Origin of the sequence: Pedobacter cryoconitis (assembly GCF_003259615.1) — a bacterium.
In the GTDB taxonomy this organism is placed as follows: Bacteria; Bacteroidota; Bacteroidia; order Sphingobacteriales; family Sphingobacteriaceae; genus Pedobacter; species Pedobacter cryoconitis.
This window is the reverse complement of the sequence record NZ_QLLR01000005.1, coordinates 42,741-66,136: the sequence shown is the minus strand read 5'-3', so window position 1 is coordinate 66,136 and position 23,396 is coordinate 42,741. Positions and strand designations below refer to the sequence as shown.

At 39.7% G+C, this 23,396-nt stretch carries 20 protein-coding genes and 1 riboswitch; of the genes, 6 read left to right on the top strand and 14 right to left on the bottom strand.

Annotated elements, in window-relative coordinates; all coding sequences use genetic code 11:
• Positions 1-296: 296 nt before the first annotated feature.
• The 6 genes from LY11_RS07910 to LY11_RS07885 all read right to left on the bottom strand — a co-directional run bounded on the left by LY11_RS07910 (position 297) and on the right by LY11_RS07885 (position 6,717).
• Positions 297-806, bottom strand: coding sequence for a C40 family peptidase (locus LY11_RS07910; RefSeq protein ID WP_111633176.1), 510 nt, complete (start codon positions 804-806; stop codon positions 297-299).
• 11 nt (positions 807-817) lie between these two features.
• Entirely contained in the window at positions 818-3,427 is a 2,610-nt protein-coding gene (gene mutS / locus LY11_RS07905; protein WP_111633175.1) for a DNA mismatch repair protein MutS, read from the bottom strand.
• Positions 3,428-3,525: 98 nt separating this feature from the next.
• Positions 3,526-4,251 (bottom strand): menaquinone biosynthetic enzyme MqnA/MqnD family protein, encoded by a 726-nt coding sequence (locus LY11_RS07900; RefSeq protein ID WP_111633174.1) that lies wholly within the window; start codon positions 4,249-4,251, stop codon positions 3,526-3,528.
• 2 nt (positions 4,252-4,253) lie between these two features.
• Positions 4,254-4,868, bottom strand: coding sequence for a histidine phosphatase family protein (locus tag LY11_RS07895; RefSeq protein ID WP_111633173.1), 615 nt, complete (start codon positions 4,866-4,868; stop codon positions 4,254-4,256).
• Positions 4,868-6,061, bottom strand: a complete 1,194-nt coding sequence (mqnE, locus tag LY11_RS07890; RefSeq protein ID WP_111633172.1) for an aminofutalosine synthase MqnE — start codon at positions 6,059-6,061, stop codon at positions 4,868-4,870. The genes LY11_RS07895 and mqnE overlap by 1 nt, the downstream gene beginning before the upstream one ends.
• Positions 6,062-6,225: 164 nt before the next feature.
• On the bottom strand, positions 6,226-6,717 hold the full coding sequence (locus tag LY11_RS07885; protein WP_111633171.1) for a lipocalin family protein: 492 nt from the start codon (positions 6,715-6,717) through the stop codon (positions 6,226-6,228).
• Between the two features lie 63 nt (positions 6,718-6,780).
• Here LY11_RS07885 and LY11_RS07880 point away from each other — a divergent pair, with 63 nt between their 5' ends.
• The 4 genes from LY11_RS07880 to LY11_RS07865 all read left to right on the top strand — a co-directional run bounded on the left by LY11_RS07880 (position 6,781) and on the right by LY11_RS07865 (position 12,061).
• Entirely contained in the window at positions 6,781-7,896 is a 1,116-nt protein-coding gene (locus LY11_RS07880; RefSeq protein WP_111633170.1) for a trans-sulfuration enzyme family protein, read from the top strand.
• A 155-nt stretch (positions 7,897-8,051) separates the two neighbouring features.
• A riboswitch (SAM riboswitch) is annotated at positions 8,052-8,164 on the top strand.
• Positions 8,165-8,417: 253 nt separating this feature from the next.
• Positions 8,418-9,734, top strand: coding sequence for an O-acetylhomoserine aminocarboxypropyltransferase/cysteine synthase family protein (locus LY11_RS07875; RefSeq protein ID WP_211321508.1), 1,317 nt, complete (start codon positions 8,418-8,420; stop codon positions 9,732-9,734).
• A gap of 26 nt (positions 9,735-9,760) precedes the next feature.
• Positions 9,761-10,819: a homoserine O-acetyltransferase family protein gene (locus tag LY11_RS07870; protein ID WP_111633168.1), complete on the top strand. Its 1,059-nt coding sequence runs from the start codon at positions 9,761-9,763 to the stop codon at positions 10,817-10,819.
• A complete protein-coding gene (locus LY11_RS07865; RefSeq protein ID WP_111633167.1) occupies positions 10,820-12,061 on the top strand; it encodes a homoserine dehydrogenase in 1,242 nt (413 codons plus the stop codon).
• 84 nt (positions 12,062-12,145) lie between these two features.
• Here the strand turns inward: LY11_RS07865 and LY11_RS07860 are convergent, their stop codons facing one another.
• From LY11_RS07860 to LY11_RS07840, 5 genes are all read right to left on the bottom strand, one after another.
• Positions 12,146-12,544 carry a ribonuclease domain-containing protein gene (locus tag LY11_RS07860; RefSeq protein ID WP_111633166.1) on the bottom strand — a complete coding sequence of 133 codons (399 nt, stop codon included), beginning with the start codon at positions 12,542-12,544 and terminating at the stop codon, positions 12,146-12,148.
• A gap of 109 nt (positions 12,545-12,653) precedes the next feature.
• On the bottom strand, positions 12,654-12,965 hold the full coding sequence (gene ppnP, locus LY11_RS07855; RefSeq protein ID WP_111633165.1) for a pyrimidine/purine nucleoside phosphorylase: 312 nt from the start codon (positions 12,963-12,965) through the stop codon (positions 12,654-12,656).
• A gap of 121 nt (positions 12,966-13,086) precedes the next feature.
• A complete protein-coding gene (locus tag LY11_RS07850) occupies positions 13,087-14,457 on the bottom strand; it encodes a dihydrolipoamide acetyltransferase family protein (protein ID WP_111633164.1) in 1,371 nt (456 codons plus the stop codon).
• A 58-nt stretch (positions 14,458-14,515) separates the two neighbouring features.
• A complete protein-coding gene (locus tag LY11_RS07845; RefSeq protein ID WP_111633163.1) occupies positions 14,516-15,763 on the bottom strand; it encodes a competence/damage-inducible protein A in 1,248 nt (415 codons plus the stop codon).
• Between the two features lie 9 nt (positions 15,764-15,772).
• A complete protein-coding gene (locus tag LY11_RS07840; RefSeq protein ID WP_245952649.1) occupies positions 15,773-18,529 on the bottom strand; it encodes a putative LPS assembly protein LptD in 2,757 nt (918 codons plus the stop codon).
• 535 nt (positions 18,530-19,064) lie between these two features.
• On the opposite strand from LY11_RS07840, the gene LY11_RS07835 reads away from it, so the two are divergent.
• Entirely contained in the window at positions 19,065-19,907 is an 843-nt protein-coding gene (locus LY11_RS07835; RefSeq protein WP_111633162.1) for an N-acetylmuramoyl-L-alanine amidase family protein, read from the top strand.
• Between the two features lie 15 nt (positions 19,908-19,922).
• A complete protein-coding gene (locus LY11_RS07830) occupies positions 19,923-20,879 on the top strand; it encodes an MlaD family protein (RefSeq protein WP_111633161.1) in 957 nt (318 codons plus the stop codon).
• A gap of 109 nt (positions 20,880-20,988) precedes the next feature.
• Here the strand turns inward: LY11_RS07830 and LY11_RS07825 are convergent, their stop codons facing one another.
• The 3 genes from LY11_RS07825 to LY11_RS07815 form a co-directional block, all read right to left on the bottom strand.
• A complete protein-coding gene (locus LY11_RS07825; protein WP_111633160.1) occupies positions 20,989-21,726 on the bottom strand; it encodes an SDR family oxidoreductase in 738 nt (245 codons plus the stop codon).
• A 60-nt stretch (positions 21,727-21,786) separates the two neighbouring features.
• On the bottom strand, positions 21,787-22,602 hold the full coding sequence (locus LY11_RS07820) for a helix-turn-helix domain-containing protein (RefSeq protein WP_245952648.1): 816 nt from the start codon (positions 22,600-22,602) through the stop codon (positions 21,787-21,789).
• A 126-nt stretch (positions 22,603-22,728) separates the two neighbouring features.
• A complete protein-coding gene (locus LY11_RS07815; RefSeq protein ID WP_111633158.1) occupies positions 22,729-23,217 on the bottom strand; it encodes a DUF4112 domain-containing protein in 489 nt (162 codons plus the stop codon).
• Between the last annotated feature and the right edge of the window lie 179 nt (positions 23,218-23,396).

The following is a 23,396-nucleotide window of genomic DNA, read 5'->3' as shown; positions in this document are numbered from 1 at the left end:
AGATGGAGCCTTTGATCATTAAAATAATTATTGTCCTTCGGGGTCTGATAATTATTTTAGTGATGTCGGGTTCATTAGTGTTTTTTAATTTTTCAATGGTCAGATGGTGTAGTCAATGATACGGTTTAAATTCCTGGCAGGGAAAGATAATTTTTAAATAAGAAAAATAATACCCAAACCTATACCAATTATCATAATAAGATACATTAATATCTCAGTAGTAGCGAATTTCTTATACTTATTCCAAAATGATATTTCGTAACCCTTGTCTTCCATCTATTATATATTGTGTCTTTTTAGTCTTTTACAGGTCCCGCTTTGACCAGCACACGCTGGTAAGCAGGAAGGCTTAAGTCATCTACAATCACACCACGTGTAGTAGAAGCATGAACAAAGAACCCGTGATTAAGATAAACGCCAACATGGTCTATTCCATTGCCCCCGAAAGAGAAAAAGATCAGATCCCCCTCTTTGAGCTGTGAAACATTTTTCTCTTTAATCACGCCGGCCTGGTCTTTAGATCGTCTGGGTAAGTTTAATCCATAAATCTCCTTATTCAAAAGTAAGGCAAATCCCGAACAATCTATTCCTCTTTTATCTAACCCACCAAGTCTGTATCTCACGCCTGTCCAATCCGTGATGAAACGGTACAAGTCTTTACTCTTCACATTCGCCATGGCTTCAGCAGCTTTGGCACCTCTGCTTTCTTTATAAACTGTTGATCTTCTGCTTCCACAGGAAGAAAGAAAAGCCATTGCGGCCAACAGTATGATCAGGTGAGAGGCGCGGATACTGCGTAAAGTCATAAGCCTTATTTTTATTGTTTAATTAATCGCTGAATCTCATCCAGTTTCAGTAAAGCCTCTACAGGAGTCAGTACATTCACATCCAGATTGTTCAGCATATCTCTTATTTGTACCAGAACCGGATCATCAACAGCAAACATATGCAGCTGGTAAGCCTGGTTTTGGACCTTTTTGAAACTATCTTTGATACTCTGTCCTTCAGTCCTGTCAATTTCCAGCTTTTTAAGGATCTCATTGGCCCTGTTAATCAGTTTAGGAGGCATACCCGCTATTTTAGCCACATGGATACCAAAACTATGCTCACTTCCGCCAGGAATCAGCTTACGCAAAAAGATGATCTTGTTACCAACTTCTTTTATAGACACATTGAAATTCCGGATCCGGTTCATCGTTCCGGCCAGCTCGTTCAATTCATGATAATGTGTAGCAAATAATGTTTTAGGCCTTGCCGAAGGATGCGTGTGTAAAAACTCTGCAATCGCCCAGGCAATAGAAATACCATCATAAGTACTTGTACCTCTTCCAATTTCATCCAGTAAGATTAGACTTCTGTCAGAAATATTATTCAAAATACTGGCAGTTTCATTCATTTCTACCATGAATGTACTCTCTCCTGAAGAAAGATTATCAGAAGCACCTACCCTGGTAAAGATTTTATCAACCAGACCAATATGAGCAGCTTTAGCAGGAACAAAACAGCCCATCTGTGCCATTAATACAATGATACCAGTTTGTCTTAAAATCGCAGACTTACCCGACATATTGGGCCCTGTAATGATAATAATCTGCTGCGTATCATTATCCAGGTAAACATCATTGGTAATATACTCTTCCCCTACCGGTAAGCGTTTCTCAATCACCGGGTGTCTTCCACCTTTGATATCGAGTACTTTGGAAACATTCATTTCCGGCTTAACGTAATGATTTTTGATTGCTAACTGCGCAAAACATAACAAAACGTCAAGTTGTGCAACCAGGAAAGCATTCAGCTGAATTGGCCTGATATAAGCAGCAACCTGCTGCATCAATGCTTCATAAAGCCTTACTTCGATCTGTTGTACTTTATCTTCCGCACCTAAAATCTGCTCTTCGTATTCCTTAAGCTCCGGAGTAATATATCTTTCTGCATTCACGAGCGTCTGTTTGCGACTCCATTCTGCAGGTACTTTATCTTTATGCGTATGTGTTACTTCCAGATAATAACCAAAAACGTTATTAAATGATATTTTCAGGGAAGGAATACCAGTTTTCGCGGCTTCGCGTTTCTGAATTTCTACCAGGAAGTCTTTTCCACCCGAGGAAATCTGACGGAGCCTGTCCAGCTCTTCATCAATTCCATCAGCAATTACATTTCCTTTGATTAACAAAGCGGGAGGATCTTCCTGAAGTTCTCTTTGTAGTTTTTCCCGGATACTCACACAAGGGTCCAGCTGCTCAGCAAGCTGAATCAGGTATGGATTATCTGAAGTTAAAGCCGTATCCTTTATTTCTTCAATATGGTACAGAGCCTTTTTAAGCTGGCTCAGCTCTCTTGGGCCGCATTTCTGCAAACCAACTTTAGAGATCAGCCTTTCCAGGTCACCAATCAATTTAATATGGGTTAAGAATTCTTCAATCAGACCTTCATGTGCCACCATAAATTCTACGGTACCCAGACGCTCCTGAATTGGTTTGATTTCCTTTAACGGCATCACAATCCATTTGTGAAGCATTCTCGCTCCCATTGGCGTAGAAGTCTGGTCCAGCACATTAAAAAGCGTCATTGCATTTTCGTTGGCAGAACTCACCAGTTCAAGATTACGGACTGTAAAACGGTCCAGCCACATATAATTATCTTCTTCCAGGCGGGAAATAGCGGTAATGTGCTTTAAATTCCGGTGCTCAGTTTCATTCAGGTAATGCAATACAATACCCGCAGCAATAATACCAGTCTGAATTTTATCTACACCAAACCCCTTTAATGAACTAACCTCAAAATGTTTGTTTAAAGTTTCATTGGCATAATCAGTGGTAAAAGCCCAGTCATCCATTGGGAAAGTATAAAACTTATCACCGAACAATTCAAAGAATTCCTGACGTTTACTTTTTTGAAAAATAACCTCAGTCGGCTTAAAGCCTTGTAAAAGTTTATCTATATACTCTGCGTTACCTTGCGCAACATGGAACTCACCCGTGGAAATATCCAGAAATGAGACACCAATCATTGCTTTATCAAAGTATACCGCGCCTAAATAGTTATTGGATTTCTGGCTAAGAATATTATCATTATAAGCCACTCCGGGGGTCACCAGTTCAGTAACTCCGCGTTTTACAATAGTCTTGGTTGTTTTAGGATCTTCCAGCTGATCACAAATCGCCACCCGCTGACCTGCGCGGACCAATTTAGAGAGGTAAGTATCCAGCGAATGATGAGGAAAACCAGCAAGCTCTATATAAGCAGCAGTTCCGTTTGCCCTTCGTGTTAAAACAATTCCCAGTATCTGGGAAGTTTTAATGGCATCCTCGCCAAATGTCTCATAAAAATCCCCAACCCTAAACAATAATAATGCACCAGGATACTTTGCCTTGATCGCACTGTGCTGTTGCATTAATGGTGTTTCTTTCGTCTTATCTTTAGCCAAAATATATGTTACGTTACAAAAATGTAAATATACTATCTAAGGATTAGCTTTAGGTTTTTTTTTGAAAAATAAGGAGGAAGAATCACCATTAATATGACCTACAACTGTTCTATATAAGATAAAAACAGTGATAATGCTTCTCTTTTCTTGTCTGTCAGTTCAAAATCCAGCTTATTCATCAGGTAATCATCCAGATCAAAAACAGGGTTTTCAGGCAGTGTTTTCAGTAACTCTTTTCTGGCAGCAAGGCCTTGCTTTAAAGCCGTATTAAACTCATTTATAAAGTCTTCAGGAATAGCTTTATTTGCTACCCATGCAGCATATACAAATGGAAGCCCGGTGAAATTCATCCACTCCTCTCCCATATCATAAGCAAAAGCGTAATCGTCTTTTTTACCAAAGGTACGGTCACCAATTAAAACGATCGCATCAGTTTGTGCATTAACATCTGTTGTATAACTTACTTCCTGCTTAAAATGGAATTTCAGTAATACCTTCGCCAGGTTATTTGAAGTTCTGGAATGACTATCCAAACGCAAAGTCCGGATTTCATTCACCGGAACATTACTGAATATAAATACAGAATTTACAGCACCTACAGACCCGATACAATAATCAGAGATAATATTTGCATTCGGTACCTGCGGAATTGCTGCCACAGGAATTAAACCCACATCAACGGTACCATCAATTAATTTGGCGGCACAATCTGAAGGAATATCTAAACTTAAATCTATTTGGTTTAATACATCGGAATGATTGATTCCGTAAATAAAAGGCTTGGTATTGGTATAGGCAACAGCAGAAATTCTGATCTTATTCAATGTTATGCGTTTAAATGGTCGGTATTGTTCTGGGTTAAAACCGTGAAGGTATCACCCGTTAAATCAAGTCTGTAAAGACCTGTGTTCTGATGCGGAAAGTCGTACATTTCGGAAAGCGGTTTGTTCGTTAACAAACACATTAACAAGCGCAGAGAACGCCCGTGCATACAAACCAGGATTAACTTTTCATCGGTTCTGGATTTGATAACTTCCACAATCTCTTTTAATCTTATCGCTACGTCTGCCGGGCTTTCGCCTCCGGTAAAATGCGCATCATAATCTCCTGCCTGCCACTTTTCAGTGATGTCTTTGAAAGCTCCGATAACCAGTTCACTGGTATGCTGTCCCTCGAATTCACCCCAGGCCAGCTCATCCAGTTCCGTATGTTTTTCCCAGGGAAGACCCGCATCAATAAACTGCTGGACAGTTTGCTGAGTACGTTTAAGCGCCGAAGTATAAACCTTATCAAAAGGGATGTCTTTATATAACTCATAAAATGCAGCCCCCTGAGCCCTTCCGGTAGCATTTAAATTGCTATCTATCCCTCTTCCCTGTATAATTCCTTGTTTATTCAAATCCGTCTCACCATGACGGATGATATATATTTCCTTATCCATTAATTAATAACCGGGAGCTTATAATACTGAGGCTTAACATCTTCCTCAAAAACAAAATCTGTATAATCTGTCACTACATTATAAAAGGTATCTCTTTCTATAGGCTGGCGGTGTACCTGTTTAATCAGGTTAGCCAATTCACGTGTACTCATTCCAGGAGTCTGCTCTTCAGCACCTGCCATCGAATAAATCTTTGTGGTGTCATCCAGTGTACCATCAATATCGTCCACCCCAAAGTTTAAAGATAACTGGGCAGTCTGACGGCTGATCATTGCCCAATAAGCTTTGATATGATCAAAGTTATCAAGGTAAATACGTGCGATCGCATAGTTTCTTAAATCTTCCACTACAGAAACCTCAGGAACATGTTCCATCTGGTTATTCTGATTTCTGAACTTAAGGGGAATAAAGGCCTGGAAACCGCCTGTTTTATCCTGTAACTGACGCAAACGCTCCATATGGTCAACACGGTGCTTAAATTCTTCAATATGACCATATAACATAGTCGCGTTAGTTTTTAAACCCAGTTTATGCGCCTGCTCATGAATATCAAGCCATTGTTCAGCTGTACATTTATCATTTGCAATCTTTTCCCTGACTTCAGGATGAAAGATTTCTGCCCCACCACCTGGCATTGAATCCAGTCCGGCTTCTTTGAAATATTTTAAGCCATCATAATGACTCAGTTTCGCCTTTTTAAATATATAATAACACTCAACTGGTGTCAATGCTTTAATATGCAGTGAAGGACGGTGTGCTTTGACGCTTCTAAAGAAGTCCGCATAGAATTCCAGATTCTGCTTTGGCACTACCCCGCCTGTAACATGTACTTCAGTCACTGGCTCATTGTCATATTTCTTCAGAATATCCATCATCCCGTCCACACTCATTTCCCAGCCGTCTTCTTTATTCTTAATCAAACGGGAATAAGAACAGAAATTGCAGGTATATATACAAACATTAGTAGGTTCGATATGAAAATTCCGGTTGAAGTAAGTCTTGTCCCCATGCTTTTGTTCCCTGATATAATTTGCTAAAACGCCTAAAAAACCCAGTTCAGCATGTTCATATAAGTAAACACCTTCATCGAAAGTGATCCTTTCTTTTTGCTGGACTTTTAATGCTATCCCTCTCAGTTCCTGAGATAAATCGGCATTGTCCAGTATAAAAGTAAGCTTTGCAGTCGTATCCATCTTTGATTGATTTATAGGTCAAAAGTAAGATAAAATCGACATAACACGGCGTAACAATACCTTTAAGCTGTCAGCTTTATGTAAAAGCTAGAAGTAACCGCATAAAAAAAGCTGCCTCTTTTAAAAAAAAGGCAGCTCAAAAGGTGTGAGGTTTGATAGAAAATCTATTTCATTGCTTTTGTAAAGTTCAGGATGATATAGGCTGGATTTTTTCCATAATCTACAGGTGATTTCAGAACCAGGCGATCTCCTGTTGCTTCCGAAAGGATTAATCTATAACCTTCTGTTACATTTTTCGCTTTATCACCTTCATATAATTTCTTAAACTGGAAAGTTTGGTCTGCGGTACTTACTGACCAGAAAATACTTTGTGTTTTTGTTGGGCAATCAGCAGTTCCAGGAAGTAAATAAGTTCCGTTTCCGCTGTTTGTTAATTTCCAAGTACTGCCAATGAAACATTTGTACGAAGCTTCATTAAAAAGAGATTTTACGTTCATTGCAGGAACACCATCAAAAGTGACATCATTCAGTACCCAGGTTCCAGATACATTTCCTCTTTTTAAATTAGCGCCAGCAGTTGCACCTTTAGGTGAACAGCCTTGTAAAACCATTAATGAACTACATAAAATGGCGGCTATAACTAATAATCTTTTCATATCTTGTATTTTCGAAAACAGCTTACATAAATCCTGCCAAAAAAACCCGAAAACCTAAATTCTATGCAGACTGAAACCATTGCCATACACGCCGGAAATTTAACTCGCAGTACCACAGGGGATGTAACCCCTCCTATTAGCCTTTCCACTACATTTTTCAGAGACGAGCAAGGCGGATACCCCGGCGGACATATGTACAGCCGTGTCAGCAATCCTAACCGATCTGCACTGGAAAAGGTAATGACCGATCTGGAAAAAGGTGCAGATGCGTGTGCCTTTTCTTCTGGGAATACAGCTGGAATGACCCTTTTTCAGGCCTTACCTCCCGGCAGCCATATTATCGCACCCGATGATATGTACTGGGGATTTAAAAAACAATTGCAATCTATTTTTGCCGGTATTCTGACCATAGATTTTATTGACCTGACAACCACAGCTACCCTGGAAAGTTATATTAAAAGCAACACTGTCATGATATGGGTAGAAACTCCTTCCAACCCCTTATTAAAAATCACGGATTTAGCTGCTATTGCAGCAATAGCTAAAAAACACCAGCTCATTTTTGCCTGCGACAGTACATTTGCCTCTCCGTGTTTCCAGAATCCAATTTTATTAGGCGCAGACATCGTGATGCACTCTTCTACTAAATATATCGGAGGCCATAGTGATGTATTAGGAGGCATCCTGATCACAGCTGCTAAAAATGAATTCTGGGATAAAATCAGGAATATTCAACAAATCGGAGGCGCAGTACCCTCTCCTTTTGATTGTTTTTTACTATTAAGAAGTATCAAAACACTACCTTATAGAATGCGCGGACATGCAGAAAATGGTATGGCGCTTGCAAAATACCTTGCTGCACATCCAAAAATTGAAGCCGTATATTATCCAGGTCTGCCTTCTCATCCTCAGCATGAAATTGCAAAAAAACAAATGAGCAGTTTTGGAGGCATGTTATCTATATTAGTTAAGGGCGACGCTGAAAATGCAAAAAAAGTAGTTAATAAGGTGAAATTATTTGCTCAGGCGACAAGCCTTGGCGGCGTAGAAAGCCTGATTGAGCACCGTGCTTCTGTAGAAGGCCCGGAAACAAAAACGCCACAGAATTTAATTCGGATCTCTGTCGGCCTGGAACATGCTGATGATCTGATTGCTGATCTGGAGCAGGCATTGATCTGATAAAGCCTGTAAAACAGTTCAGAAAATTCATTTTAAATCACTTAAAAACAGCATATTAATTATTTTTCAGAATATTATTTTGGAAGTATACACAAATACGCTACATTTGTAACTATATAGTGAAAGCTATTCAAGTCAACCCGTAATCTGGGTTTGATTTATAAAGAAGTGGCGAGAGACAGGCTCCGTGACCCACTGGCAACCCTCCCAAATGGAGAAGGTGCCAATTCCTGACCAGTTTGCATAGTGCTTTCTGGAAAGATAAATTAAGACAAAATGAAAACTAACCACCAACTATCGCAATCAGGCGACTCTGCTTCTTACACAATCCAGTATCTGCAAACTATTGCATGTATGTGTTGTTGCATCGGCTAAAAACAATCTTCCACGTAAAATTAGTATTAGTTCAACCGGAAGGCCTCTTTTCAGAGGTATGCAATCCCTTATACGGATTTTGCAATCTTATCAAATCCCGTATCTGTCTATAAAAATCCATTTTATCATTCTAAATCAGCGAAATCATGTCAGCAAATTATAGATTCGAAACATTACAACTTCATGCAGGTCAGGAAATTGACCCAACAACAGGTTCAAGAGCGGTTCCTATTTATCAAACTACTTCTTATGGATTTAAAAGTGCCGAACACGGTGCAAATCTATTTGCACTAAAAGAATTCGGTAATATTTATACCCGCTTAATGAACCCTACAACAGACGTTTTTGAGAAACGTGTAGCTGCCCTGGAAGGTGGTGTTGCAGGGCTGGCAGTTGCCTCAGGGCAGGCCGCTCAATTTATTGCCTTAAACAATATCCTGGAAGCCGGCGATAACTTTGTTTCTTCTCCTCACCTTTATGGAGGCAGCTATAATCAGTTTAAAGTTGCTTTTAAACGTTTAGGTATAGAAGTAAGATTTGCTGAAACTGACGACACACAAGATTTTGAAGCTAAAATTGATCACAACACCAAAGCAATTTACCTGGAAAGTATTGGCAATCCATCATTCAGTATTCCTGATTTTGAAAAGCTTTCCCTGATTGCCCAGAAATATGACCTTCCTTTAATCGTAGACAATACATTCGGCGCAGCAGGTTATTTATTCAAACCTCTGGAACATGGTGCACATATCGTAGTTCAGTCCGCTACCAAATGGATTGGCGGACATGGAACAAGCATTGGTGGTGTAATTATAGACGGCGGAACCTATAACTGGGGAAATGGTAAATTCAAGCAATTCACCTCCCCTTCTGAAGGCTATCACGGACTGGTCTTTAATGATGTATTCGGAATTGGAAGCGACTTTGGAAATATCCAGTTTATCATTCGTGCAAGAGTAGAAGGCTTAAGAGATTTTGGCCCTGCAATTTCACCATTCAACTCTTTCCTTTTAATCCAGGGACTGGAAACTTTATCATTACGTGTTCAAAGACATGTAGACAATACGCTGGCCCTGGCAACATGGCTGGAAAACCATGAAGCTGTCAATAAAGTTTTTTATCCGGGATTAGAGAGCAGCCCTTATCATCAAAACGCAAAGAAATATCTGAAGAACGGATTTGGCGCGGTATTATCTTTCGAACTGCATGGCGGTAAAGAACAAGCCGTACAGTTTGTAAATGAACTGCAGCTCGTTAGTCACCTGGCCAACGTAGGTGATGCAAAAACACTGATCATTCAACCTTCAGCAACTACACATCAGCAATTAAGCGACGCAGAACAAGCGGCAGCAGGGATTACACCTCAATTGCTAAGAGTATCTGTGGGAATTGAACATATCGATGACATCAAAGCCGACTTCGAACAAGCTTTTGAAAAGTTGTCATCGGGAAAATCGCTTTAAGCTTAAAAACCAGATAGAATATAAAAATGTCATCAACACACCTATATACTTGCCCGAAGCAATTTAAACTGGAGAACGGAAAGAAATTGCGCGGGATACAAATTAGCTATCAGACTTTTGGAAAGCTAAATGCCAGCAAAGACAATGTGATCTGGGCATGTCACGCGTTAACTGCCAATGCAGATGTACTGGATTGGTGGAAAGGCCTTTTTGGAGAGAAGAACCTATTTAATCCAGAAGAGCATTTTATCATTTGTGCAACTGTTATTGGTTCACATTATGGAAGTACAAACCCACTGAGCATTAACCCGGTAACGGGAAACCCTTATTATTTATCATTTCCTGAGTTTACCATCAGGGATTTGGTTCATGGGCATCAGCTGCTTGCCGGACATTTGGGAATTCAAAAGATACGCGTATTGATCGGTGGCTCTTTAGGTGGCCAGCAGGCCAGTGAATGGGCAATTATGGAGAGTAACAAAATAGAGAACCTGATTCTTGTGGCGACCAATGCTTATCATTCTCCATGGGGAATCGCTTTCAATGAGAGTCAGCGCCTGGCGATCAGTACCGACCGTACTTTTTATGCACAACAGCCTAACGGCGGAATGAAAGGTTTAAAGGCAGCCAGAAGCATCGCCCTGCTTTCTTACCGGACTTATGAGGCCTATAATGCGACACAACTGGAAAGTGTCAATGACAAAACAGATGGCTTCCGGGCTTCTTCTTACCAGAATTACCAGGGAGAGAAACTTTGCAAAAGATATAACGCCTATAGCTATTGGTACTTAAGCAAAGCGATGGATAGCCACAATGTTGGCAGAGGAAGAAAAAGCGTTGTTGATGCGTTAAAAGCTATCAAGTCCAACACTTTGGTGATCGGAATTGAAAATGACTTCCTCTTTCCTTTAGTGGAGCAGGAGTTTTTAGCCAAACATATTCCGGGCGCAGAATTTCATAGCATCAATTCGGCCTATGGACATGACGGCTTCTTAATTGAAACAGACATACTAACTAATATCATCGGCAATTTCCTCAAAGAAAGTGTCAATAAAAAAATTGTTAAACTGCATAAAACAGCATAAATGAGTAAGAAACTTAAAATTGGGATATTCGGTTTTGGAGTTGTGGGACAGGGACTACATGACATCATCCGTGGCCAGGATTTAAACCTGGAAATTATTAAAATAGCCATCAAAAATCCGGATAAGAAACGTAGTCTGGATGCCGGACTATTCACTACTGATCACGATGAGATTTTAAACAATCCGGAGATTAACACGATTGTAGAACTAATAGATGACGCAGACGCAGCGTTTGCCATTGCAAAAAAAGCATTGACCAGTGGAAAACATGTAGTCTCTGCCAATAAAAAAATGATTGCGAACCACCTGGAGGAATTAGTAGAACTACAGGCAAAATACGGAGCTTCTTTACTTTATGAAGGCGCAGTATGTGGTAGTATCCCAATTATCAGAAATCTGGAAGAATATTATGACAATGAATTACTGCATGGCATAAGCGGAATTTTCAATGGCTCTTCGAACTATATTCTATCTAAAATATTCAATGAGAATATGCCTTATGATGTCGCTTTGAAACAGGCTCAGGATCTTGGTTTTGCAGAAACTGATCCGATTATGGATGTTGGCGGCTATGATCCTAAGTTTAAGCTGGCGATTGCAACTGCTCATGCTTATGGCTTATTTATTGATCCGGATAAGATTCTGAATGTTGGTATCCAGAATTTATCAGAACAGGATATTCAATATGCAAGAGAAAAGAATTACAAAATTAAACTGGTGCCTACCGCCCGTAAAATCAGTACTAAACAAGTGGTAACTTATGTCCTGCCTAAATTTGTCAAATCTGATGACTTCCTGTTTAACGTAGAAAATGAGTACAATGGAGTTACTGTACAGGCTGCTTTTGCAGACAAGCAATTCTTTTTTGGAAAAGGTGCAGGCGGACATCCAACTGGCGCGGCAGTTTTATCTGACATCGCAGCGTTGAGATACGGGTACAGATATGAGTACAAAAAGTTTCATCAGCAAAACGGACTGATCCATACAGACAATGTGAATATCGAAGTTTACCTGAGATATACACATGAATATACGGTTGAAAAACTGAAGATTGAAAACATTGTAGAACGGTTTTCAAGGAATGACTTTAAGTATGTGATTGGTAGTGTAAGCTTGAAATCACTACTCGCGAATAAGGAATTACTGGTGCAGAAAGATGTTTTTATAGCACATACAGGAAGGTTTACCTACACAGATAAACAAATCGAGGTGATTGCCGGAGAAGAGGCTCTTGTTCACTAAATCCGCCTGGGAACTCTCTGGTGTTAATCAACAAAAAAGCCTTTCAGTTAATTCTGAAAGGCTTTTTTGTTGATGGTTTACCTGTTAGAACGAGGTAAATGAGGCGTAATGATCGTTGGTATAGTAGCGGCTACCGTCGTTACCCAGGATAATTCTTTCTGTTCCCCTGTTTTGTCCGTTCACTTTTGGGTTTACATCATATTCTTTGTATGCTACTCCTTGTGGCAACAAGCCCTCTCGGTTCTGGAATACTGTCCCTCCTACATATCCCTGAGGTGCTTTTCCATTTTTCGCCACATAATCAGCAACTGTATAAGCTTTTTGTGGAACTGTTACTGCAGCTTTTTTAGTATCACCAGCAACACTAACTGTTGTTGCCTGCAGCGTTTTTACTAAAGCTAAAGAAGAATTGCTGTCTTTCGTAAAAGAGGAGAACAGCAAACCAAAGGTTAGCAGCGCGAATAAAATTTTAAAGTTTTTCATAGTTCTTTTTTTAATGTTTATTTATGAATAGATAAACTAAAGATCAGTGATTTAAGTTAAAATTTTATGAGTTCAGCAAAACTTAATGAAATGTTCACAGTAATCAAACTTATCCGTAATAACATAAATAAGCTACATCCTGATCACAGATCACCTCAAATGAAGTACCTGCAGCAACATCGAATTCTTCTTGCGCACTGTAGACCTGATAAGTATCAGTTAACTTTACTTTCATACTACCTTTTATCACGATCATCTTTTCTGGCGAAGAAGCCGAAAAAACATAGGTTCCTTTCTTCATCACGCCCAGCGTAGCTTTACCTTTTTCGGTTTCCAGACCAAGGCTCTGAACTTTGCCTTCAAAATATACATTATGGGATACTGTTTCAGTTACAACAGCTGCATTAATCGGATCACTCATGGTTTTATGGTTTTTTAGGTTAGTCAAATATATTCACTTTCGCCGCAACACCAAATGTAATTCACGACAAAGGGGTATCCGGTTAACCGGATACCCCTTTAATTATTTCCACTTCCCGGAATTAGATCTCTCTGTTAATATCCCAGTTCTCCAGGTAATCTGCTACGCGGCGAACAAAAGTACCACCAAGCGCACCATTAACCACTCTGTGATCATAAGACAACGAAAGGAACATAATATGGCGGATTGCAATTACATCACCATATTCAGTCTCTAATACTGCTGGTTTCTTTTTAATCGCTCCAACTGCAAGAATAGCTACCTGAGGTTGATTGATAATAGGTGTTCCCATTACATTTCCGAATGAACCTACGTTAGTCAATGTAAAAGTACCACCCTGTGTTTCATCAGGTTTCAGTTTAGAAGCCCTTGCACGGTTTGCCAGATCATTTACTGATTTAGTCAGGCCAACAAGGTTCAGCTGATCTGCATTCTTAATCACAGGAACAATCAGGTTGCCACTAGGTAAAGCAGCTGCCATACCAATATTTATATCTTTTTTCTTGATGATCTTGGTTCCGTTAACAGAAACATTGATCATTGGGAAATCTTTAATTGCTTTCGTTACCGCTTCAATGAAGATTGGTGTAAAGGTGATCTTTTCGTTCTCTCTTTTCTCGAAGTTTTTCTTCACTCTGTCTCTCCACAGTACCATGTTCGTCACATCAGCCTCTACGAATGAAGTTACGTGTGCAGAAGTCTGCTTACTCATCACCATGTGGTCCGCAATGAGTTTACCCATGCGATCCATTTCAATGATTTCATCAGCACCACTCATACTCACTACCGGCTGCGCATTATTAGATTTTGCAACAGGTGCTGGTGCAGCAGTATTATTAACCGGCGTTTCTTTAACGGCAGCAGGCTGGTTTTGTGCACGGTTAGCTAATACAGCTCCTGTACTCTTACGTCCATTCTGAATATAGTTTAACAGATCATCCTTAGTTAAACGGCCATCAGCACCACTACCAGCGATGTCATCAAGTTCAGTCACACTGATCTGCTCCTGAGCAGCTATGCTCTTCACTAAAGGAGAATAAAAACGATCCGTATCGCTGCTATGCTGCGCAGCACTTACCGGTGTATCATTCAACTGTTCTGTTCCCGGAATCGTAGCCGCTGGCTCAGCTGCAGGGGTCTGTTCAGCCACCACTGGCTTCTCTTCCTTTTCAGCAGTTTTACTTTCAGCAGCATCCGTCTCGATTATTGCTATTACAGCACCAACCTGAACAACATCATCTTCTTTATATAATTGTTGGATTAATTTTCCAGCCACTGGTGACGGAACTTCTGAATCCACTTTATCTGTTGCGATTTCTAACAGGGTATCATCCAAACTGATCATATCACCAGGTTGTTTTAACCACTTGATGACGGTTGCTTCTGCAACACTTTCTCCCATTTTAGGTAATAATAATTCGTATTGTGCCATTTAGTTTACAGTAAATTTGGTATTTCCTATCGGATGCAAAAGTAAGGCTTTTTTGCAGTTAATTGTTATCTTCTTTCAGCAGATTCAAAATCATTGTTAATGCAGCGATAGCTGAACGCTCAATATTCTGTGCTCTTTTGCTTCCAAAAGTGAATAACTTAGCCACTACCCCATTCTTGTTTGCTACTGCTATCCAGACAGTTCCAACTGGTTTGTCTGCAGTTCCGCCATCAGGTCCGGCGATACCACTTACTGCTACACTATAGTCCGTATTAAAATGAGTAATTGCACCAGCAGCCATTTCTTTTACAGTTTGTTCACTAACCGCACCATATTTTGCCAGTGTATCTGCCTTTACCCCTAACACAGATTGCTTTAATTCATAAGAATAAACTACTGCGCCACCTGCATAAACCGATGAACAACCCGGATGCTGCGTAATTAACTGCGCAATATATCCGCCTGTACAACTCTCCGCAGTAGAAAGGGTCAATCCCTTTTTGTCCATTATATCAAGAATAGCTTTCTCAATAGCAATATCATCTTCAGCAACTATATAAGGCTTGATCTTCGCAATAATCCGCTGCGCATAAACTTCAACTTCCTGCTTCAATTGAGCTTCATCAGTACCAGAAGTACTTAACCTCAATCTCACCTGTCCAAGTTTTGGCAAATAAGCAAGTTTAATAGATGGAGGCAAACTATCTTCAATTTCTTCAATCTGCTGTGCCAGGAAAGACTCTCCCAAATTTGCCGTCAGGATTGTTTTATGATAAATGAAAGGCAGTTCAAAAGCTGCTTTAAGTCTTGGCAGGATTTCTTCATCCATCAAATACATCATTTCAAAAGGTACTCCCGGCATAGAAACAAAGATGGTTCCCTCACGCTCAAACCACATACACGGTGCTGTCCCGTTTTTATTCGGGATCACCGTACAACCATCAGGTACATCCGCTTGTTTGATATTCGATTCGATCATCGGACGGTTAAAGCGTCTGAAGATCTCTTCCACCTGCGCCAATACACCAGCATCACGGCGCATCCCCATATTAAAGTATTTCGCCAGTGTATATTTGGTAATATCGTCCTTGGTCGGGCCCAGTCCACCGGTAATTAAAATGATCCTGGCTCTTTGCTCTGCCTGACCCAGGGCTTCTATGATATGTTCAGCATCATCAGACACCGAGGTTATTTGCTTCACTTTAATGCCCGCAGCATTCAGTTGTTTGGCCATCCATGCAGAATTCGTATCCACAATCTGGCCGATTAATATTTCATCGCCAATCGTAATAATCTCAGCTAACATAAAAATTCGTTAAAAACGTGTATAATAAGCTTGTTGTTTGCTCAGCTTCAAATCCTGTAAAATTGAAGCCTTTACCTTAATTGTCAGATTATAACTTCTGTAGGGACCAATAGGAATCCAGTTGATACTCATATCCCAGCAATGTAAATCCCTGTATATCGCAAATGATGTTGGTGACAAACCAGCACTTTTAAAATCATATCCAGAGGTAAACTGTACTTTCCACTTAGGGGTAACGTTAAAATCCCCGTTAAAGTTTAGCGTATTAGTTGCTGTAGGCAATAAACCTGTAGCTTGTCTGGAATAATCAAAGCGATAAGAGAAGGTAAAGTTCCATGGAATTTTAAAATCGACAAAAGCATTAGGATCTTTACTGACTTCGGCCAGTTGTGCAGCCTGCTCAGGTGTCATTCCATTTTGCTGAACTTTTTTAGTAGTCTTATCCAGACTTTCATTACGCTTGCGGAAAGCCTCTGCATTTAAGCTATAGCCAAACGAAACACTGAATCTTGTTAATCTTGGAACAGTATATCTGTCAATCAGTTTTTTAGTGACTATACCATTCAGCGTTGAATCTCCTACCGCATAAGGGTTAAATGATCCGTCATAAGTTATCCCGAATTTATCTGTGAACTGTGAACGGCCGCTAAAGCTCAGCTCAGAAAGTTTGAAAGCAGGTGCCAGGAAGTTATAAGACCCATTAAATCCTAAACCCTGAATAATCGGAACTTTTCTCATTCCCGTACCTGTGGTATCCTTTCTTGATAATACTTTCGCCTCTAAAGTATTATCCAATCCAAAACTTATACTGGCATTTCTTCCTTCTCCGGGCCCACCGTACAATGTACCTTCATGAATAGAATACCGTTTATTTCTTCCATAAAAGGTATCATAAACAGGTGTACCATCCTGATATAGTAAAGTCTTGTAATTCCCTTTCGAAGGATCAGAAAAATCCGGGCGGTAACTAAAGTTTGCATTCGGTGTCATCACTAAACGCAAAGCCTTTAAATTACCCATTTTCTTAAATTGCAGTGTATTATAGATCTTGGTAGATAAGCCCATGTTGATGCTGTATTCACCCGAACGATTAAATCCCTGAACCGTATCTCTGACAATCTGATCCTGTTGTACTACTCCATTTAATAAAGTTCCGCGAATTGCAGTTTGGCGGATAGACTGGAACTGCCACTTCTCTAAGTAAGTTCCACCTGCCGAAAAGTTGAAGAATTTAAATGCCGTAAAATTAATACTTACCGGCACAGTATGACTGAATCCGTTTTTCAATCTGTCCAGTGCTTTTTTGGTGAAAAGCAAACTATCAGAAGTAGAAATAGAGTTGGAAGCGACCATAGAGTAACCCACAGTAATCTTGTTATACCATTTCTGTTCCCCTACGCCCTTTTGCTTAAAAAGCGGAAAAGTCTGTACCCCTAATGCAATATCCGGTAAAGTAACATCTACCGTTTTAGATCTCGTATTCTGGTTATGTCTTGCTGCTGCAGAGAAAGTAACTTTCCCATCAGCGAATGTTCTGCCGTAACTTATACTGGAAGATAGTGCATTTTCAGTAATCTGTCTGAAATCGTAACTGGTTCCGCCGGCAGTATTTAAATTATAACCACTGGTCTTGATATTCACACTCGCCCCAAAGTTTGTTCCCGGATGTGCATTTGCATTTTGTGAGTGTACCCATTGAATACTATAATCTTTTTTCGGGTCATATTCTGGCGTACCTTCCAAACCATAACGGTTACTGTTATAATCTACTTTGATACTTCCATTATATTTATAACGCTTCACATAATTTGAAGTTACCGACACCCCATAAGAACCCCTGGTATAGATGGTTCCCAGCATTTTTGCGTCCCAGTAATCATTCAGGTTCAGATAATATCCCCCGTCCCTTAAAAAGAACCCCCTGGTATAATCATCACCAATGTTCGGCATGATAATTCCTGAACTCCTTTTATTAGGTTTTGGAAAAAAGGCAAACGGTAAACCTAAAGGCAGTGGTATATCTTCAATTTTAAGATATACAGGCCCTGTAATAATTTGTTTATCGGTCACAATACCCTTTGTAATATAGATACCAAAGTGAGGATGCGGCAAATTACACGTACTATAGGTCATTCCTTTCACGTGAATTTCATTGTCAGGCTGTCTTTTGCTCTGTCCGCCGGAGAAAAAACCACCCTCCTGTTCAGTGAAGGTATTAAAAACAGTTCCCTTTCCGGATTTAGTATTGTAGAAAAGTGAATCCGCAATAGAAGACCCTTGTTTTTCCATCTTAAAGATAGGTTTACCTAAATATTTACCTCTGGAATCTTTTCTTCCGCTTGCAAAAACAGTATTGGTCTTAGAATTATAAGTGATATAATCTGCATCAAGTTCGAAGGATTGATAAATAACCCTTGCTTTTCCATATAAATAGATGATGCTGTTGTCCTTGCTATACTTTGTCGAATCTACCGCCGAATACTCTATTTTAGATTCCCCTTCTTTGACAACGCCACTTTTGGCACCATTGCCTTTGGCACCACCGATTTTAACTTTGGAAGTATCTTTTTTTGCCGTATCCTGTTGCATTCCTAAAGGAAGTTTGGCAGTTGCAGCAGGTTTAATTTTATTTATGTCTTTTTTGGTAGTGTCCTGCTGTTGCAATATCTGCCGCGTAGAAAAACTTTCAAAAGCAAAAGCAGAGTGACCAGCTAATACCAGTAAAGCGATAGAATTCAGTAAGAGGATAGTTCGTAAAAATTTCAAATTCTTGTGTGAATGTAATAAGTGCAACTGTAGTTAAAGTCTGTCTAAATTTATAGATTAAAATTGTTTAATGTCCATTTTTGGTACAAACAGCTCAACTGTCACAAAGAAAGCCATTACCTTCCCGAAACATTTAACGCTCTTGCAGCCAAAAATTGTGCTTAAACAAATTAATAGCTATGTTTAAAACAGCCTTTTAACCCAAAACGTCCAAAATTAGCGAAAAATATAGCATTGCCGGGGGCAAATGCTATTTTGCTTAAAAATATTTCCTAACACCCCTCTAAACGCTGGATTACCAATAAATTGAAGGCGATAAATATTTAAAATCAGCACTATAAATCCCGGTGTACAGTTAAAGAATAAGATAGATCATCAGCGGTATTGCAAAACAATTTCAAACACATGGCATCAATTCTGTAGTAAAAATTATATTATACTATCTTTGTGCGCAAATAAGCTACAATTAACGGATAATAATACCTGTTTAAGTTTATAATTAAACAGATCTGAAGCCATTAAACAAAAAGATTAAATGAGATTGAAAAAGAATATATTCTTATGCGCTATTTTTTTATTGATCGGTTCCAAGGCTGCCTTATCTCAGGGATATAAAGTAAAGACCATTGTGATTGATGCTGGTCACGGAGGAGATAAACCAGGTGCGGCAGGAAGTTATTCATTAGAAAAAAACGTAACACTGCAGGTTGCCTTGAAATTAGGCCGGAAGTTTGAAGAAGATATGCCAGGAGTAAAAATCGTTTATACCAGGAAAACCGATGTTGACATTTCTTTATACCGCAGACCAGAAATTGCAACAGCGGCAAAAGCAGACTTGTTTATTTCTATTCACTGTAATTCGATGCCCGACCGCCGGGTTGTGACAGGATATACGACCAGAAGGGGAAAAAGAACGCCTAAATACGGGTACGTAAAAAACAAGGTTACCAGTGGTACTGAAACTTTTGTAGCTGGTAGTCACCGCTTAAATGAGCAAGATGGTGCATTGCGTGAAAACGCCGATATTAGTCTGGAAAAGGATTATAAAAAAAATTATAATGGTTATGATCCAAAGGATCCTGAAACATTTATTATACTATCTTTGTTTAAAAACATATACAGGGATAAAAGTCTGAAGTTAGCACGATTAATGCAGACGAATTATACCCGCGACAATAAAAGATTTAACAGAGGTGTTAAAGAGCAGGGAATTTTAATCTTACAAAGATGCGGCATGCCAGCCGTACTAACGGAGATTGGGTTCATTTCGAATCCAGCTGAGGAGGATTATATAAACTCTGCAAACGGACAGTCTGAAATTGTGAATGCAATCTTCAAAGCTGTAAAGACCTACAAACAAGAAACAGAAGTAAATTAAGTAAAAATACTATAAGTGAAAATAACTAACGAAACCAAAGTAGGCATATTAGCAGCCTTTTCTATCGCCTCATTAATTATCGGATATAACTTCCTTAAGGGTAACTCATTATTTTCGAGCGAAACATTATTATATGCCAGGTACTCTCGTGTTGATGGTTTGGCTATATCAAAACCGGTATTAATTAATGGTTTCCAGATTGGACGTGTAGATAAGCTTGTTTTACAACCTAACGGAACAATTCTGGCTACGCTAAAGATCAAAGGCAAGTATGATATTCCAAAATCAACCATTGCAAGATTGGAAAGTACAGATTTATTGGGAAGCAAAGCGATTGTTATGGCTTTGGGTTCAGGTAATGATTTCGCTCAGGATGGTGACACCTTAAACTCTAACGTAGAGAAGAACCTGATGGAGACAGTTCAGCCGGTACAGAAGAAAGCAGAATTGATTATCGGTAAAATGGATTCTATCCTGACCAGTGTAAATTCAATTTTGAATCCTGATTTCCAGAAAAACGTGAACAAGAGTTTCAACAGTATTGCTGGTACACTGGCTTCTTTAGAGAATACTTCTAAGAAAGTTGATGGATTGGTAGGAACTGAGAGTAAAAGAATCGCTGCTATTTTAGCAAATGCAGAGTCAATTTCAGGGAACCTTAAAAATAACAACGAAAAGATTAACGCGATACTAAACAATATCAATAAGATCACTGATCAGGTTGCAGCAGCAAACTTCAAGCAGACCATTGACAATGCAAATAAAGCTGTAGCAGACCTTCAGGGGATTGTAAGCAAGGTTAATGATGGCAAAGGAACTTTAGGTTTATTGGTTAATGATACTAAAATGTATGATAACCTGAATAATGCTTCTAAGAACCTGGATAATCTGATTATCGATCTGAAAGCTAATCCTAAACGTTACGTACACTTCTCGGTATTCGGAGGAGGTGGTTCGAAAAAGGATAAGTAAGAAAATAAGAAATAAAAAAAAGGGAATAGTACTTTGCTGCCGGCGTTCATGAAGAATGAACAAGGTAAGCAAAGTACTATTCCCTTTTTTTTATTTTACCACAAATATTTTACCACGGACTAACACCTGTTTCAGGCGCATTGTCATCACTGAAGAACTGGCCTGTTGGGCCATCCGCTCCGATCGTCGCTGCTTTTACCACTCTGGCAGCAGCATCCTCTACTGTTCCTGGGCCACTATGGTGATTAAAATCTGTCGCAGTATAACCCGGATCAACCGCATTGATCTTAAAGGACGTAAAACGCTGATCATAAGCCAATACAATTGTATAAGCATTGAGGGCAGCTTTAGAAGCTACATAACTAGCTGGTTTAACACTATAATATTTCCACTCAGGATCATTATGCAGCGCCATTGAACCTAAACCTGAGGTGACATTCACTATTCTTGGTTCCTCAGACTCCTTCAGCAAATCTATAAATGCCTGTGTCACTTCTATCACACCAAAAAAGTTGGTTTCAAATACTTCCCTAAACACCGTAATATCAGTTTCCAGCGGAGTTTGCGGCATAGCACCGCCAATACCCGCATTATTAACCAATACATCCAGAACTTTGATTTTTTGGCCTAACGCCTCACGCGCCGCCTGTATTGACGTGATTTGATTTACATCAATCTCTATAGCCTCTACCTGACTTAAGCCCTCAGCACGCAGCTGGCTAACTGCCTGCTCACCCTTTTCAATATCCCTGCTTCCCAGGTATACATAATACCCTTGCGCTAATAATTGTCTTGCCGTTTCAAAGCCTATGCTTTTATTTGCTCCCGTTATCAATACTGTTTTCATAATCGATTTTATTATATAACAAATTTATAACGCCTGTGACCTGTGAATGTAGCACATCTATCAGTATTCATGGTACATTTTACGGGTAGCAGACCGATACTCAGCAGGCGTGACACTACACTCCCTCTTAAAGAAACGATTGAAATAAGAAGCATCCGAAAAACCCAGATCAAAGGCAATTTCCTTCAGCGAACTGTTCGTATGAAAAAGCAACCTCCGGGCTTCCAACGCCTGCCGCTCATGTATATGTTTAATCGCTGGTTTCCCACTCTGACTTTTAACAACCTCACTCAAATGCCCCGCAGAAATATTCAGCAAAGAAGCATACTCACTCACCTCGCGCAGCTCCCGGAAGCGCTCATTGATCTTCAGCTGAAAACTCTTCAATAATAACTTATCTAAAGAAACACCATTATCCTTAAACTGCTCCACATACAAGCGGCTCAAATAAGTAATCAATACTGTCATATAAGCAGCCAGCATACTTTGCTGCCACTCACCAGGGATCAGATACTCCCCATTAATCTTGCCCAGCATATCCTCCACAAAAACAATATCAGCTTCCGTAAGCAAAAGCTCATGTCCATTCTGAGGATTTTGAATCAACGGTAACAAACTTAAAGCAATATTTCCCTGAAGAGACAGAAACTCAGCCGTAAAAGCAATACCCGTGCTCCACAACTGCTGAAAACCATCCTTTACGATAATTTGATTCGGTCCCGTAAAATAAATAGTATTATCCCTAAGCGCATAAGGAACCATATCTACCCACAAACTACTGCCACCCCTTCTCATGAACACCAGCAGATAATGATCCTTTCGGTGCGGTATTAAAAAATCCTCATGATCAGGTAAAGTCCCATTAAAATTATACATCCTAAAATGTCTGTTATTCCCTACCCCGTCTGGCTTCAAAGAATAAACCGGTAACTGTTGATTATAGCTAAGCATACGTTGACAAAAACTAATGATTTTATGAATACGCAGACTACGAATTCAGACTTAAAACTTACTAATGACCCATGCAGCCACCACCCATAAAATACTAACCAAAACAACAAATATCAAGAACAAAATAACCAGCGCCAGTACAATTGTACCCTTTCCACTCCCCCGATGCTTACCCTGCTCATAATATTCCTCCATCAAGCGCATATTCCGTGTATTCGACTTAAAGAAAAAATCCCACACCTGTCCAACCCCTGGAATTGCCCCAATCATCGTATCCAATAAAATATTGATACACATCAGCACAACAATCTTACTCGTGAGCCCCTTACTGGCCATAGCCAGTACCAAACCACCCGAAACAGCAAAACCAACAATATCACCAGCAAAAGGGATCAAATTCAGCAACGGATCCAGCCCAAACCTGTACTTTGTCCCCGGAATCCTGAACTGCTCATCCATCAAAAAAGAAAGTCTTGAAACCCACCGTAAAATAGGAACATTTGGAACCGAAGAATTTTTATAAGCAGAATCATATCCCATAATACCGTAACCAAATATCAGTCAGATTGTTTTCCTCATCTATCCTTCCTTACCCAGCTCCTACCTGTCTTCCATTAAGTCTCTTCTATTTTGTCTTTCTTCTATTAAAGTTTCTTCTATTTTCTCCACCAAACAAGTTTCTCCTATTTTCTCCACCAAACAAGTTTCTCCTATTTTCT

Coding starts and splice junctions, on each gene's coding strand:
- LY11_RS07880 (WP_111633170.1), top strand. CDS start 6,781: ATGCAGACTGAAACCATTGCCATACACGCCGGAAATTTAACTCGCAGT.
- LY11_RS07845 (WP_111633163.1), bottom strand. CDS start 15,763: ATGTTAGCTGAGATTATTACGATTGGCGATGAAATATTAATCGGCCAG.
- LY11_RS07910 (WP_111633176.1), bottom strand. CDS start 806: ATGACTTTACGCAGTATCCGCGCCTCTCACCTGATCATACTGTTGGCC.
- LY11_RS07825 (WP_111633160.1), bottom strand. CDS start 21,726: ATGAAAACAGTATTGATAACGGGAGCAAATAAAAGCATAGGCTTTGAA.
- LY11_RS07885 (WP_111633171.1), bottom strand. CDS start 6,717: ATGAAAAGATTATTAGTTATAGCCGCCATTTTATGTAGTTCATTAATG.
- LY11_RS07875 (WP_211321508.1), top strand. CDS start 8,418: ATGTCAGCAAATTATAGATTCGAAACATTACAACTTCATGCAGGTCAG.
- LY11_RS07850 (WP_111633164.1), bottom strand. CDS start 14,457: ATGGCACAATACGAATTATTATTACCTAAAATGGGAGAAAGTGTTGCA.
- LY11_RS07865 (WP_111633167.1), top strand. CDS start 10,820: ATGAGTAAGAAACTTAAAATTGGGATATTCGGTTTTGGAGTTGTGGGA.
- ppnP (WP_111633165.1), bottom strand. CDS start 12,965: ATGAGTGATCCGATTAATGCAGCTGTTGTAACTGAAACAGTATCCCAT.
- mqnE (WP_111633172.1), bottom strand. CDS start 6,061: ATGGATACGACTGCAAAGCTTACTTTTATACTGGACAATGCCGATTTA.
- LY11_RS07895 (WP_111633173.1), bottom strand. CDS start 4,868: ATGGATAAGGAAATATATATCATCCGTCATGGTGAGACGGATTTGAAT.
- LY11_RS07835 (WP_111633162.1), top strand. CDS start 19,065: ATGAGATTGAAAAAGAATATATTCTTATGCGCTATTTTTTTATTGATC.
- LY11_RS07815 (WP_111633158.1), bottom strand. CDS start 23,217: ATGGGATATGATTCTGCTTATAAAAATTCTTCGGTTCCAAATGTTCCT.
- LY11_RS07820 (WP_245952648.1), bottom strand. CDS start 22,602: ATGTATAATTTTAATGGGACTTTACCTGATCATGAGGATTTTTTAATA.
- LY11_RS07860 (WP_111633166.1), bottom strand. CDS start 12,544: ATGAAAAACTTTAAAATTTTATTCGCGCTGCTAACCTTTGGTTTGCTG.
- LY11_RS07870 (WP_111633168.1), top strand. CDS start 9,761: ATGTCATCAACACACCTATATACTTGCCCGAAGCAATTTAAACTGGAG.